Source organism: Mesorhizobium sp. M0145 (genome assembly GCF_040322355.1).
GTDB lineage: Bacteria > Pseudomonadota > Alphaproteobacteria > Rhizobiales > Rhizobiaceae > Mesorhizobium.
The window spans coordinates 130,602-143,374 of the sequence record NZ_JAMYTK010000018.1 but is presented as its reverse complement, the minus strand read 5'-3'; the positions used below and the strand labels follow the sequence as shown (position 1 = coordinate 143,374).

The 12,773-nt window shown below is 59.7% G+C and carries 14 protein-coding genes and 2 pseudogenes; 10 read left to right on the top strand and 6 right to left on the bottom strand.

Annotated features, from left to right (window positions below; translation table 11 throughout):
• Positions 1–416: 416 nt before the first annotated feature.
• A complete protein-coding gene (locus tag NKJ28_RS23735; RefSeq protein ID WP_352637177.1) occupies positions 417–635 on the bottom strand; it encodes a KTSC domain-containing protein in 219 nt (72 codons plus the stop codon).
• 558 nt (positions 636–1,193) lie between these two features.
• On the opposite strand from NKJ28_RS23735, the gene NKJ28_RS23730 reads away from it, so the two are divergent.
• The 3 genes and pseudogenes from NKJ28_RS23730 to NKJ28_RS23720 all read left to right on the top strand — a co-directional run bounded on the left by NKJ28_RS23730 (position 1,194) and on the right by NKJ28_RS23720 (position 3,153).
• Entirely contained in the window at positions 1,194–1,502 is a 309-nt protein-coding gene (locus tag NKJ28_RS23730; protein ID WP_352637166.1) for a helix-turn-helix domain-containing protein, read from the top strand.
• A pseudogene (locus NKJ28_RS23725) lies at positions 1,499–1,740 on the top strand (hypothetical protein). Before NKJ28_RS23730 ends, NKJ28_RS23725 begins: the two are co-directional and overlap by 4 nt.
• 186 nt (positions 1,741–1,926) lie before the next feature.
• On the top strand, positions 1,927–3,153 hold the full coding sequence (locus NKJ28_RS23720; protein ID WP_352637164.1) for a pilus assembly protein TadG-related protein: 1,227 nt from the start codon (positions 1,927–1,929) through the stop codon (positions 3,151–3,153).
• 176 nt (positions 3,154–3,329) lie between these two features.
• Here NKJ28_RS23720 and NKJ28_RS23715 read toward each other — a convergent pair whose 3' ends face one another.
• Both NKJ28_RS23715 and NKJ28_RS23710 read right to left on the bottom strand, forming a co-directional pair.
• Complete coding sequence (locus NKJ28_RS23715; protein ID WP_352637163.1) at positions 3,330–3,875, bottom strand: hypothetical protein; 546 nt, start codon at positions 3,873–3,875, stop codon at positions 3,330–3,332.
• Between the two features lie 746 nt (positions 3,876–4,621).
• Positions 4,622–4,828: a KTSC domain-containing protein gene (locus NKJ28_RS23710; RefSeq protein WP_352456115.1), complete on the bottom strand. Its 207-nt coding sequence runs from the start codon at positions 4,826–4,828 to the stop codon at positions 4,622–4,624.
• A 286-nt stretch (positions 4,829–5,114) separates the two neighbouring features.
• Here NKJ28_RS23710 and NKJ28_RS23705 point away from each other — a divergent pair, with 286 nt between their 5' ends.
• Positions 5,115–5,792: a thermonuclease family protein gene (locus tag NKJ28_RS23705; protein WP_352637162.1), complete on the top strand. Its 678-nt coding sequence runs from the start codon at positions 5,115–5,117 to the stop codon at positions 5,790–5,792.
• Positions 5,793–5,816: 24 nt separating this feature from the next.
• Here NKJ28_RS23705 and NKJ28_RS23700 read toward each other — a convergent pair whose 3' ends face one another.
• Both NKJ28_RS23700 and NKJ28_RS23695 read right to left on the bottom strand, forming a co-directional pair.
• Positions 5,817–6,392 (bottom strand): VapC50 family PIN domain-containing toxin, encoded by a 576-nt coding sequence (locus NKJ28_RS23700; RefSeq protein WP_502899172.1) that lies wholly within the window; start codon positions 6,390–6,392, stop codon positions 5,817–5,819.
• Entirely contained in the window at positions 6,388–6,834 is a 447-nt protein-coding gene (locus tag NKJ28_RS23695) for a helix-turn-helix domain-containing protein (protein ID WP_352496483.1), read from the bottom strand. Before NKJ28_RS23695 ends, NKJ28_RS23700 begins: the two co-directional genes overlap by 5 nt.
• Before the next feature lie 276 nt (positions 6,835–7,110).
• Between NKJ28_RS23695 and NKJ28_RS23690 the strand changes: the two are divergent.
• The 6 genes and pseudogenes from NKJ28_RS23690 to NKJ28_RS23665 form a co-directional block, all read left to right on the top strand.
• A pseudogene (locus NKJ28_RS23690) lies at positions 7,111–7,420 on the top strand (IS21 family transposase); the annotation flags it as partial.
• Positions 7,420–8,145 carry an IS21-like element helper ATPase IstB gene (gene istB / locus NKJ28_RS23685; protein ID WP_352637160.1) on the top strand — a complete coding sequence of 242 codons (726 nt, stop codon included), beginning with the start codon at positions 7,420–7,422 and terminating at the stop codon, positions 8,143–8,145. The pseudogene NKJ28_RS23690 and the gene istB, both read left to right, overlap by 1 nt.
• A 672-nt stretch (positions 8,146–8,817) precedes the next feature.
• Complete coding sequence (locus NKJ28_RS23680; RefSeq protein ID WP_352637158.1) at positions 8,818–9,060, top strand: hypothetical protein; 243 nt, start codon at positions 8,818–8,820, stop codon at positions 9,058–9,060.
• A 203-nt stretch (positions 9,061–9,263) separates the two neighbouring features.
• The gene (locus NKJ28_RS23675) at positions 9,264–10,619 is read left to right on the top strand and encodes a selenium-binding family protein (RefSeq protein ID WP_352456109.1); all 1,356 of its coding nucleotides are present in this window, start codon (positions 9,264–9,266) and stop codon (positions 10,617–10,619) included.
• Positions 10,616–10,987, top strand: a complete 372-nt coding sequence (locus NKJ28_RS23670) for a 2Fe-2S iron-sulfur cluster-binding protein (protein WP_352449195.1) — start codon at positions 10,616–10,618, stop codon at positions 10,985–10,987. Before NKJ28_RS23675 ends, NKJ28_RS23670 begins: the two co-directional genes overlap by 4 nt.
• Before the next feature lie 5 nt (positions 10,988–10,992).
• Positions 10,993–11,442 carry a CoA-binding protein gene (locus NKJ28_RS23665; protein WP_502899102.1) on the top strand — a complete coding sequence of 150 codons (450 nt, stop codon included), beginning with the start codon at positions 10,993–10,995 and terminating at the stop codon, positions 11,440–11,442.
• Positions 11,443–11,497: 55 nt separating this feature from the next.
• On the opposite strand, the gene NKJ28_RS23660 is transcribed toward NKJ28_RS23665, so the two are convergent.
• Entirely contained in the window at positions 11,498–12,730 is a 1,233-nt protein-coding gene (locus NKJ28_RS23660) for an NAD(P)-binding domain-containing protein (RefSeq protein ID WP_352637154.1), read from the bottom strand.
• Between the last annotated feature and the right edge of the window lie 43 nt (positions 12,731–12,773).

Below are 12,773 nucleotides of genomic sequence, written 5' to 3'. Positions count from 1 at the left end.
CTACTGCCCAGTCTGCGGCCAAACGTTCGACGCGCGCGATCTTGGACAGGTCTTCCACCACGCTGAGCCGCAGCACGAGCCGCTTCCGGTCGAGCAATAGTCCAGCTAGTTGAGCTCCGGCGGCAGACCGACGTTGAGACCCTTCAGCGCGCCACCGACGTACGTTGGATGAGAAAAGGGTGCTGCGTGCACCGCGCCTTCCCCGCGCGCCGATGCTCCACCTGGACCGCAAAAAAGTCCCGCCGCACTGCCAGAACGGCGGGACCGATCAAACGCTTTGCACCAGGCGGGGGGATGCGGGGGGTTGGGCTTGCCAGGTGAGCGCGGACCGTAACCAACCCTAAGCGCAACAGCGGCAACGCGTCCACCAACCGCCGGTTGGAGCGATAGGACGATTGAGCCGCCGGCAGGTCAGGTCATCCCGGGTCGCTATCGCTCGCAACCAGACGGTAGCGGAATTTGTTGCGGATGTGGTCGTTGAAATAGCGGCCCTTGGCGAACGCGGCCCGGAACGCGGCAAAGGTTTCCGGCGGTACCCCCTCAAACTCGTACCGTTTACCGCTGGCGACGAACCATACCGAGAGGGTCCTTCTATCCAGATCATATTCCATCTTGCGGATCGAAGTAGATGGCATGAGCACCACAGGCCGAGGCCCGCGCCCTTGCGGGGAGCGCGGGCCGATCGGGATACCGATCTGCAGCAACACCTGGAGGGGAGGATTCGCTGCGTGCACCGAACTTTCGCGGCGGTCCCGTGTTCCCAATCGAGATACACAAAAAGCTAGCTGCACCTTTCGGCATCACGCGGACGTTGGATTTCTGAGAAAGCGCGAGCGTCAATACTAACTTCTGGTGTTGGAATTTTCCCGTGAGATAGGCACGCTCCACGGCGAAAGGAGTGCCCCGCCCTGACCGTCCTCGCCTACAACCTTGCCAATGACATCAAAGGATTGTGGAGGGTCGTCTTCCTGCCGGACGAACTGCATCTATATGTGGAATTCAGCCAGCCAGACGCCGACACAAACCCGTTGATTGGATGAGTGTTGATGATTTCCTTGCATGCCGGCCGAAAGGCGCACTCCACGGCTCGAATGCTTGTAATGCCGGCGCACCGTACCGGTGGGCAGGCGCAATTCCTTGAACGACCTGTTCCGACACGGCGTGGGTCAGAAGTTGCGCCACTGCTGGACAAGATGAGGGCTGAACTCGGCGGCGCCTGGACGCTGGAGCGAATGGCATCGGAATCCCACATGAGCGTGCGGACCTTTATACGACGCTTCACCCAAGCGACGGGATCGCCTCCAGGCGAATGGCTGGTGTCCGAGCGCCTTGAGGAGGCGAAGCAGCTCCTGATTGGTCGCCACCACAGCATCGAAGAGATCGCCGCCGCCGTGGGCATGAGTTCAGCGGATGCGCTGCGACATCACTTCCGCAAACGCACGGGTATCAGCCCAAGGGAATATCAAACGCAGTTCGGCCGTCCGACGCCAGTTCGATCATGATCAGAGCGCCGAAACGACAGAATGAGTATGTCGACCGGGAGATCGACTACCAGGAGGCGATGGAACCGGGCTTTCAGGTGATCGTCGATTGCATGCTCGAGGCGGGATGGACGCGCGGGGAGATCATGCGGTCGTTGAAGCGGCTGATCGCGGCCGACACATGACCCAGAAGGAAAATGCCAAGGTCGAGGCACAGCTCGCCATCGCTCGCGCCATGATGCGTGCCGGCCGGCCTTGACGATCGCCAGACCGGCGCCAGACGGCGGCGCACTGGCGCTCGGCGGCGTCATCGTGGTGAATTTGAGACGTTGATTCAGCTGCTCCCCGCAAGCTGATTTGCGATCGAGACAACTTTACCGGCTCGCGAAACGGACCCTCAACATGCTGCCTCTAGGTTAGTCCCACCTAAATGAAGGGGGCTTCCATGCGGGTGACCGAACGATTTTGGCGTTCAGGACGCGGCAACCTCGCCGTGGTGTTTGCGTTGGTCTTGCCGGTCGTGCTTTTGGGCGTCGGAGTGGCGATAGACTTTGCGCGCGTGAGCCGAACTGCCCAACAGTTGCAGGAGGGAGCCGACTCCACGGCCCTTCAGTTGGCCGTGGCAAGCGCGAACAGCAGCGATATGACGTCGGAACAGCGTCAGGAGAACGTTGATACTTTCGCCAGCCCCACCTTTGTGGCCACGCGAAGTCCCTATAGCGGTGACGCCCACCAGACGGTTGGATCAACCAATCCCACAATCGTGACGGTTGTATTGCACCAACCGCAGGAATTGGCCTTCTCGGCAATCCTTGGCGTCGATAAACTTGATATTAGCCGAAGCGCAACCGCGATTGCCTATCCGCGATACCCAGTCTGTCTTCTCGTGTTAGATCGGTCCGCCTCGAACGCATGGTCGAATTCGGGGTCTTCATCGATAAATGGCCAGAAATGCGTTGCGCAGGTGAATTCAAGATCGGTGTCTGCGCTAGCCACGAATGGCGCATCGTCCATCAGGACATTGGTGACGTCAGTCGTCGGCCCCTCCGGGCCGTCTGCCGGCTTCAACCCTCAACCGCTTTTTAATCAGAAAGAGCTGGCAGATCCCATTATCTCTCGACTGGTCTGGCCAACAGACAATGTCTGCACCTACAATAACCTGGTGATCAAAAACGCCACCGCAAATCTCGTTCCCGGCACTTTTTGTGGAGGGCTCATTCTATCGGTCGGAGCGGTGGTCAATCTTGCCGCGGGAACGTATGTTATCAGGACGGGAGGGCTTTCGCTCTCCTCCGGCGCGGTTCTCGATGCAGCTGACGGTACCACCATCGTTCTACTCGACGATCAGGCCACCACCACAATGCAGGCCGGCGCCAAGCTACGCCTGACGGCGCCGACCAGCGGCCCGTGGATGGGGATCGCGCTAGCTCAAAAACCCCAAGGCGTGGAGAGAACCTCCACGCTCATTGGCGGTGGCGATACAGATCTAGGCGGTATAGTCTATCTGCCGTCACAAAAGCTTTTTCTTACAGGTGGCGGTGCATTGTCGACCGACAGTAAGCCTCGCATCTTTGTGGTCAACCGGATCGAGATGAACGGCAATGGCTCGATTTATCTTGCTGGCGCAAGTGACTTATTGACAACGAATTCTGCAACGAGACTGATGAATTGAACTTGGCTGTAGCCAGAGCAGTGTTGTGAGACAGACTGCGTTTGAGGTTCGCTTGCTTCCGTGTTGGACTGAGAGCCGATATCGAAGGCAACGCTTGGCCTCGTCGTGACAACGAATTAAATCAATCAGCGGATTGTATCGGTTACTTGATTGACCCGCAGCGAAGCGGCTCGTCATTATTTTCCGGGACGCTCCGGATCGTCGCCGAAGCCAAGCAGCGAAGCGTGCCGTATACACTTGTGCATGCCACGAAGGTGCTTGATCCGCAGCTTCACGCCTGGCCCAACCCACTGCGTTGCCGGTCGCTTTTTGACGCCCTCCGGAGGTGGTCCGGCATGTTCATGGACCCGCTTCCAGACCCGTTCCTTCATGTCGCGCCCCAAGCTGATGAAGGCCGAACCGACATATTTTCCGGTACCGGGCTTCGCCGCCAGCAAGGCGAATGCCGCCTTGCCCGGCTCACGCTCGACGCCCATCAGCTCATATTCGTTGACGACGAAACTCTTGGTCTTCAGCCAGTCGCTGGTCGGGCCGCTGCGATATTTGCTGTCGGCCCGCTTTGAGACGATCCCCTCCAGGCTGGATTGATCCGCGAGATAGAACAGCGCCTTGAGATCGCCAGGTATGGACTCGCTGAACTGGACGCGGCTGTTCGGCCTGATAATGCCAAATAGAATTTCCCGGCGCGCCTTGCAGCCAACGTCGCGCAGATCGTGGGTCAAGATGCATGATGTCGAGGGCGCCGAGGATCGTGGCGTAGGGATCGCTGTGGACGGCTTTCTGTAGTGCGTCGAAATCGGGCAGGCCATTCACGCCCGTGACGATCGCCTCGCCCTCAAAGATCGCGCTCTTGACGTCGAGATCCCGCGCCGCCTCGATGATGCCGGTGTATTTCCTCGCCAATCCGCTCCGCTGCTGCTGAAGGCGCGAATATCGTCAGGGCTGTTGATGACGATCTGGGTTCGGTAGCCATCGAGCTTGATCTCGTGAATCCAGTGTTCACCCTCGGGTGGCTTTGCGACCAGCTTGGGCTCCATCGGACGGATAAACGCGAGCCTCGCCCCTTTCATACAAACCCCACGCCACACCAACCCGATTCAATAACCTTTGAACGTTCGGTTCCGCGAAGCTCAAAGCCCGCGTCTCTGGAGGGAGGAGACGCGGGCAGATCGGATGCCATTACCGATCGTGCAGCAATATTGTGTGAGGGGAGGATTTGCTGCGTGCACCGAACCTTCCCCGCGCGCCGGTGTTCCAACTGACCGCAAAAAATCCCGCCGCACTTGCCAGGGCGGCGGGACCGATCAAGCGCCTTTGCACCAGGTGGGGTGGGCGCGGTCGGGCTTGCCCGGTGCGGGGCGGACCGTAAGGCAACTTTAGAAGCAACAGTGGCAAAGCCTCTACCAACCGCCGGTTGGCGCGGCGAAGGACGGAATTCGGCCGCCGACAGACCAGGCGTCCCGGGCAGCTAATCGCTCCCAACCAGACGGAAGCGAAAGTTGTTGCGGATGTGGTCGTTGAAGTAGCGACCCTTCGCGAAGGCGGCTCGGAATTCGGCGTAAGTGTCCGGTGGCACGTCCTCGAATTCGTACCGTTTGCCACTGGCGACGAACCATACCGAGAGAGTTTTGCTATCCGGGTCGTATTCCGTTTTGCGTATGGAGGTGGACGGCATGACGGCGGCTCGATCAAAAGCAGTTAACGATCGGAGAGGCCGGCGCGTTCCTGGGTGAGTGCGGTGCGCCGCGGCCCAAGAGGCCCGACCGCCGTCGGCTATGGACTTGGCCCTCAATTAGAAGCACTCTGCCCCTCAAGAGGGGACAGGGGTTGGGCAAGTCTCGCTATAATGGTCGAACCGACCAGCGGTGTAAGCTGGGGCGCGTGCGCCAACTGGCTGGCGTTCCGAAGCGGCTCGTGTTCGTGACCTTGGCGGCGATGGCGGCATATGGACGCCGCTCATCATGCAACATAGCGATCCTGTGCCCGAGCTCAAGGTATCAAACCGGACCGGATCAAAGCCGGCGCCGATCGCCGGCGTCGCGTCTGTCATGGATGGCGATACGATCGAGATCCACGGCCAGCGCATCCGGTTTAACGGCATCGATGCACCAGAAAGCCGGCAGTACTGCAACGACGCGAAGGGTTCTGAGTATCCGTGCGGGCGCCGTGCCGCCGAAGCGCTCGACAGCTTCTTGGCGGTCTCGAGGCCGATTCAATGCACCTTCGTAACTTGGGATCGCTACGGCCGCTTTGTGGGCGACTGCCGGCGGGCGGACGGCTCCAGTGTCGCCTCATTGATGGTCGAGCACGGCCAGGCGCTGGATTGGCCGCGCTACAGCCACGGCGCGTACGCGGAGCAGCAAGCAAAGGCAGAGGCGGCCAAGGTCGGTCTGTGGGTCGGAACGTTTCAGGCGCCCTGGGAATGGCGTGCGGCGCACGCCGATGGCGCGACGCCCAGCCAGCCGCTTGGCCTCGTCAGCCGCAAGTTGATTGCGCAGAGCGGCTTTTCATGCGAGCCGCGGCGAACCTGTTCCCAGATCAGTTCCTGCGACGAAGCCCAATGGTATCTCAGCAACTGCAAGTGGGGCCGGAAGCTGGATCGTGATGGCGACGGCGTGGCATGCGAGACGCTGTGTTAATGTGCCGAGTGCGCACGGCTGCGACTAAATGACGGCCGCGTAGTGTCGGAGCTCGGCCACGGTTTTGGTGAGCCCTTGCCGTTCGAGCGTGTCGAGGTATTCCTCTGCCGTCCTAGGAGGGTTTTTCAAGCGCGCGCGACAGCGTTGCGCCGCCACAACGACCGCAGCTGTATTCAGCTCGAACTGATGGAACAGAAATTCGTCCGGATGCAGGAGCTCTAGCTGGAACTTGGCTAGGTAGTCTCGCGGAAAGTCTTTTAGATTGAAAGTGATGATGGCGTCGCAAGCCGCGTGGATGGCGGCTGCAAGAACATGTCTGTCATCACCGTCTGGGAGCTTCAGGCCTTCGATCAGATCCTCGTAGCCTTCGACCGAGCAGTCAGGTACAGCCTGATTCATCAGCTGCTTCGTCCGCAACAACTGCTCTGGCTTAAGGTCCTTGCGGTCCTTAAGGACGTTACGAATCCATTCGTCATGAATGCGCTCGGTCCATTTCGCACGGAACAGCCCTCCCGCTGCGAGCTCCATGAGGAAGTCTCGCAGCGGGGCTGGGTACAGTGCGCAGGCGTCAAGAATGACGGTGTAACTGGACTTCCTAATAGCCCATCCCCAAGTCTTGCGCTTGGGCAGCTAGTTCGTCCATTACACGCTGACGCTCTTCCTCAGTTGACTTGCGGAACGCATCTAAATCACGGAACTTAACTCGACGATGAGTTCCTACCATGTGGAACTTCACCTTGCCCTCCTCGAGAAGTCGAACAAGATAAGGACGTGACACGTTCAGATAGTCAGCGGCTTCCTGTGTCGTCAATTCGGCATGGATTGGGAACAGGGTAACGGCGTTACCCTGCGCCATTTCGGTCAGTAAATGATAGAGAAGATCATTCACTGCCTTAGGAAGGCGCAGCATCTCTCCTCCATCCACTTGAACGCGCAATTCAGCGCCCTCGTGTTTGGCTCTAGAAAGGTGGCGGCTGGCCTGCGCAGCCAATTCGGCGTCGTCGGCCGAAGGCAATATCGGTCGTTCGAGCAGCGTTGTCATGGTCGTCTTCCCTGTGTTCAACGGATATAGCACCGCGAATCAACAATCGCAATATCCGAAATAACCGAAACAAGTGAACGAACCGTCACCTCTTTGGTTCCCGTTCCCGCAGGCGCCGATCTTCGCTCGCCGGAGCCACGCCCCTGACGTTTCCAACTTGCCAAAAGCCGCTTGTGTGGCAAAGCAGTGTGGGACGGACCAGAGGCAGCCCGTGAAAAGGACGTAAGTGATTGAAAACCTTGGCGCACCCGACAGGATTCGAACTTGTGATCTCTGCCTTCGGAGGGCTGGGTTCTGCCCTCGGCGATGGAGCATATCCGACGCAGATTGAAGGCGGCGCATGACGGCGATCGGCAGATGGTATCGATCCTGGCCACGGTGTTGATCGACGGCATCGATGCCGTGGAGGCTGCCTGCCAGGAAGCGCTCGATCAGAATGTCTGCTCATCCGCCGTCATCATCAACATCCTGGCGGCGGCGCGATCCGGCGCCGGCCGTTACCATTCTCACCCCGGACGCTCTTCCCCTGCAACACGAGCCGCAAGCCGACTGCGCCCGCTACGACAGCCTCAGGAGGGCGAGCTGATGGAACGCACGCAGGTTCTGGAACTGATGGGGACGCTGAAGCTCTACGGGATGCGCGGCGCCTATGACGAGGTCATGGCGACAGGCATCAAGCGCCAGCACGAGCCGCCGAGGATCGTCGGCGATCTGCTGTCGGCCGAGATCGCCGAGAAGCAGGCCCGCTCCATCAAATACCAGCTCACTGTCGGCAAGCTGCCGATCGCCAAGGACATCGATGAGTTCGACTTCGACGGCACGCCGGTCAACGAAGTGCTGGTCCGGGATCTTGCCAACGGCACCTTCGTCGCCGACCAGCGCAACGCCGTGCTCATCGGCGGCACCGGAACCGGCAAGTCGCATCTGGCAATCGCCATTGCCCGCGCCCTGATCCGCAACGGCTCACGTGGCCGCTTCTTCAACGTCGTCAATCTCGTCAACCGGCTCGAGACCGAGCACCGCGGCGGCAAGCAGGGCCGTATCGCCGACTACCTCACCCGGCTCGACTTCGTGTTCGATGAACTCGGCTATCTGCCCTTTGCCCAGGCCGGCGGGCAATTGCTCTTCCACCTGATCAGCAGGCTCTATGAACGGACCTCGATCATCGTCACCACCAATCTGGCGGTCGGCGAATGGCCCGCCGTCTTCGGCGACGCCAAGATGACGACAGCGCTGCTCGACCGTCTCACTCATCATTGCGAGATCATCGAGACCGGAAACGAGTCCTGGCGCTTCAAGAACCGCGCCTGATCACCCCATCAAGCTGCCAAGCGCTGTCCGCACTCGCCCGGGCTGCGCAACCCAAACCAGCTCCGCCCGGGCGAACGCTGACCGCCGCGCATTACATAATGGGGGTCAAAATTGGACGGCGATCGGGGTCAGTTTTGCAAGCCGTTTGACAGCTTCTTCCCGGAAGGGCGACCCGAGGGAGGCGCCGACCTGGAAGAGGCCCTCAACTTTTGCGTGGAGCACGACCAGCGGTCTTACATATCATGGGGACGCTTCTACCGCGGTCTGGCTCTATTTCGACGTATGGAGCAACGCGACGGCCTCGACCTCATGCGCAGCGGGATTGCCGGCACGGACAAGATCAACCAGCGAATCCTTCAGACGGCCCGTTTCGGGCATTTCGCAGAAGCGCTCTCTCCTGCGAAGCGGGGAAATCGAAGAGTCGGAGAATGAATTTCGCAGAGCGGTTGAAATCGCGCAGGCCCAGAAGGCCAGGTCGTGGGAGCTTCGCGCCGCCACAAGCCTTGCCCGTCTGTATGCTGACCGAGGACGTCATTCTGACGCGCTCGGTGTCCTCGTACCGGTCCATTCCTGGTTTGCGGAAGACGTCGACACAGCCGACCTGCGGGCAGCCAGAACACTTCTGGAGACTTTGGGGCAAGACGCTGAAATTTCCATCCACCTGGTTAGGTGATGCAGATTGATGGAGTCTTCTCGATTGGCGGCGAACATCGCGAGCGTTCGCCTGAGGGGCATGCCGACAGTCGCAAGCCCGGGTGCCAAGATTGGTCATTCGGCTTGCCCTTGGCGAATGTCCGGTTTGGATCCGACTTCGCCTGTTCAGCCGTGGGCCAGCAAGCGGCAATTTATGGCGCTATCGACTCCTTGCTGAAGGCGCCGCTCGAGTACCGAATCCTGCTGAAGGCGAAGGAATGATCCATTGCAGACCTTTGTGCCATCACTCGGAACGACCGCAAATTGATCTTATGCCGCTTCCTATAGTCCAGCCGCCTCGCAGTCCTGCCTCCCGCCACCCAACCCGGCGACGCTTACCCCGGCGGTAGCGCCAACGCCACGCATGCACTAATGTCTCAGCCCCCTGGGCTAGCCAGTGATCTGTTCAAATTAGGGAAGTACCCATGACCGAACATTGCTGTGGACCGGGCTATGCTTCTCCCGCCGAGGCCATGAGGGCACCCCGCGAAAAGTTGCTCTACACGATAGCCATTTACACCGGCACAGGCATTCAGAAGCCGGACTATCTATGTACCATTGATGCCGACCCGCAGAGTGCAACCTACAGCCAGGTGATTTCACGTTTGCAGATGCCGGGTATCGGCGATGAACTTCACCATATGGGCTGGAATGCCTGCTCGTCGTGCCATGGCGATGCGAGCATGGAGCGGAATTATATGATCGTGCCCGGTGTGCGCTCGACCAATCTCCATATTGTTGATTGCGGTACCGATCCCCGCAATCCGACACTGTTCAAGGTGATAGAGGGCGCCGAAATCAAAGCCAGAACCAACCTGTCGGCACCGCACACAGTGCATTGCCTTGGTTCGGAGATCATCATTTCAATGCTTGGCGACGCTCAAGGCAACGCGCCAGGCGGTTATTTGAAACTCAGTAAGGAGTTCGAGATTGTCGGCCGTTGGGAAAACTCCATGGGCAGGATCAAGTTTGGTTATGATTTCTGGTACCAGCCGCGACACAACGTAATGGTCAGCTCGGAGTGGGCCGCGCCTAACACTTTCATGCCTGGTTTCGACCTGGAAGAGGTTGGCCACCTGAAATATGGCCGGGAGATTCACTTCTGGGACTTTGAAAAGAAGGAGCCAAAGCAAACATTCTATCTCGGTGAAGATGGCTTGATCCCACTGGAAGTGCGATTCCATCATAACCCCGACAGCAGTCACGGCTTTGTTGGCGCGGCCCTTTCCGCAAACATCATTCACTGGTGGAAGGATGCGGCGGGTGCTTGGCAATGGGAAAAAATCGTGGATGTCGAAAATGAGCCGCATCCCGAATGGCCCATTCCAATACCCGGCGTTATCTCAGTCATTCTGCTCAGCATGGACGATCGATACCTCTATCTGTGCAACTGGTTGCACGGCGACATTCGTCAGTATGATATCTCGGACCCCCACAACGCCAAGCTTACCGGACAAGTGTGGATGGGCGGACTTCTCGGACGTGCGCCCGAGGTGAATGGCGTGAAAGTCACCGGCGGGCCGCAGATGATACAGCTCAGCCTCGACGGCAAGCGCCTTTATGTGACGACCTCGCTCTTCTCGACCTGGGACAATCAGTTCTATCCGGAAATCCGCACCAACGGCGGATGCATGCTGATGGTCAATTGCGATACGGAAAACGGCGGCATGGAAATTGATCCGCGATTTGTCGTCGATTTTGGCAAGGAACCAAATGGACCAAGCCGCTGCCACGAAACCCGTTATCCCGGGGGTGATTGCACGAGTGACATCTGGGTATGACCTGCTTCACCATCATTCTCGCCAATCAAGGCGGTGCGGCCTTTGACGTCGATCACCGCAAGCCCCTCTTGCAAAGCTTGCGCGAGCAGGGCGTGGATCTGCCGTATGGGTGCAAGTATGGCGGCTGCATAACCTGTGCGGCCAAGATAATCAGCGGCAAAGTCGATCAAAAAGCGCAGCGGGCGCTGAACAACCGCCAGATCAACAATGGCTATATAATCCTCTGCGTCGCCCGCCCTATGAGCGACTGCACGCTGGAGGTCGGGGTTGAGAGCCACGACAAGCTCTATCGCAACCCCTTCCTTGACCCGCTGGCCGCTCATGAATTGAAAGCCGATATTGCGACCCCGTTGGAAGCAAAGAAATGACCCATATGAATCATGATGAGCCCTATTCGGAGGCTTATCTGCAAGACATTCTGAAATCGGTCAAAACCATCGCGATGGTGGGGGCCAGCCCCGACAAGACCAAGTTTTCCTATGGCGTACTCAGGGTTCTGCACGAAACCGGCTATGATATGATCCCGGTCAATCCCACTCCCGGTCTGGATGAAATTCGAGGGCTCAAGGTGTACGCGTCACTGGCGGCCATCGACCGGCCTGTGGATATGGTCGAGGTTTTTCGCCGCTCCGAAGATCTGTTGGAAGTTGCACAGCAAGCCATCGCAATTGGTGCCAAGGTTCTGTGGGGTCAGATTGGGGTGCGCGACGACACTGCCGCCCTGTTGGCGGAGGAAGCGGGCTTGAAAGTTGTGATGAACCGCTGTCCCAAGATTGAGTTGTTCCGCCCCTTCTGGAAGCCGAAGTTGCACTTGGGAATATGATTGCAGAGTCACGGAATTTCGGCGTTGTCTCGGTAGCTGACCTGTTCCCTTGGCCTTAGACGTTGATTGATTTTTGCCTGAGGTAAGATGCCAGATGGTCGCTGAGGTCACGCGCGTCGTCGCCGGCGCCGTCGATCAGCGCAGACTTGCGGCGGCGCAGAAACTGCATCCCTATCAGGTACATGCCCGGATATTCCGCAACGCCGCCGTCGTGACGGAGGTGGCCCTTGCGGTCGAGGAGCGGCAGCTCCAGCCAGGAGTAGTCCGGCCTGTAGCCAGTGGCCCAGATGATCGTCCTGATCGCGCCTCCGGTAAGGTCGAGGCCGAGCGGCGGGTTGTCCTCGACACGGGTCGGCGGCAGGCGATCCGGCGGCCCGACCGTAGCGTCAAGGCCGTTGGCGCGCGCCCATTCGTCGATGAGGTCGAGCAGCCGGGCCATCTTGAGATCGGAAAGCGCGCACATGTTGCGCAACGACCCCGCAAACTGGGCCTTGCCGTCTTCGGTGATGCCAGCGAGACGGCCAACGAGCCTGACGCCGAGGTCGACCAGCGCATTGAGGTCGAGGGTGGTGCGATCGGGGGTGCCGGCAAGCTGCAGCGAAGGAACCCGTCGCGCCCGCCTGATGTCGTCTACCTCGTCGTAGCGCTCGTCGAGCACGCCGGCGGCGTCCATCCACCACTCCAGGTCCTTGCCGCGATAGACGCGCGGCGCCCGAATGTGCTCGCCCACCGACAGGGTCACTTGACGCCCCGAACGCTGCAGCTCCTGTGCAATCTGGGTGCCGCTCGACGAGGCGCCCACCACCATCACGCCGCCGTCGGCGACCTGAGCCGGATTGCGGTAGGACTGTGCCGTCAGCATGGCGACCGACGGCGGCACGCGGACGGCCAAATCGGGCAGGCGTGCGATATTGCACGCGCCCGACGCCAGCACGACAGTTCGGCAGCGCCACTCGCCGTGGTTCGTGCGCACGAGATATCCCGCCCCGTCGCTGCGAACCGAGGTAACGGTCGTGTGTGTTCTGACTGGAGCCGCGATGGCCTTGGCATAGTTCCCGAGGAAGTCGATCACTTCAGGCATCGTCCGGTAGCCGTCGGGGTCCTCACCATCATAGCGGAAGCCCGGCAGCCGGCTCTGCCAGTTCGGGGTGAGCAGCCGCAGCGAATCCCATCGCTCGGTGCGCCAGGTATGGGCGATCTCGCCGCGCTCCAGCAGCACATGGTCGATAGAGCGCTCCGCGAGGCAGCGGCTCATCGCGAGCCCCGCGTGCCCTGAGCCGACGATCACTGTGGTGACGGAACTAATCGCGCCCTCTCATCAGGAGAGTCTA

Bases quoted from the DNA above. Each gene is read 5' to 3' on its own strand.
- NKJ28_RS23720 (WP_352637164.1), top strand. From the start codon at position 1,927: ATGCGGGTGACCGAACGATTTTGGCGTTCAGGACGCGGCAACCTCGCC.
- NKJ28_RS23735 (WP_352637177.1), bottom strand. From the start codon at position 635: ATGCCATCTACTTCGATCCGCAAGATGGAATATGATCTGGATAGAAGG.
- NKJ28_RS23695 (WP_352496483.1), bottom strand. From the start codon at position 6,834: ATGACAACGCTGCTCGAACGACCGATATTGCCTTCGGCCGACGACGCC.
- NKJ28_RS23670 (WP_352449195.1), top strand. From the start codon at position 10,616: ATGACCTGCTTCACCATCATTCTCGCCAATCAAGGCGGTGCGGCCTTT.
- NKJ28_RS23665 (WP_502899102.1), top strand. From the start codon at position 10,993: ATGAATCATGATGAGCCCTATTCGGAGGCTTATCTGCAAGACATTCTG.
- NKJ28_RS23705 (WP_352637162.1), top strand. From the start codon at position 5,115: ATGCAACATAGCGATCCTGTGCCCGAGCTCAAGGTATCAAACCGGACC.
- NKJ28_RS23730 (WP_352637166.1), top strand. From the start codon at position 1,194: ATGAGGGCTGAACTCGGCGGCGCCTGGACGCTGGAGCGAATGGCATCG.
- NKJ28_RS23680 (WP_352637158.1), top strand. From the start codon at position 8,818: ATGCAGATTGATGGAGTCTTCTCGATTGGCGGCGAACATCGCGAGCGT.
- NKJ28_RS23675 (WP_352456109.1), top strand. From the start codon at position 9,264: ATGACCGAACATTGCTGTGGACCGGGCTATGCTTCTCCCGCCGAGGCC.
- istB (WP_352637160.1), top strand. From the start codon at position 7,420: ATGGAACGCACGCAGGTTCTGGAACTGATGGGGACGCTGAAGCTCTAC.
- NKJ28_RS23710 (WP_352456115.1), bottom strand. From the start codon at position 4,828: ATGCCGTCCACCTCCATACGCAAAACGGAATACGACCCGGATAGCAAA.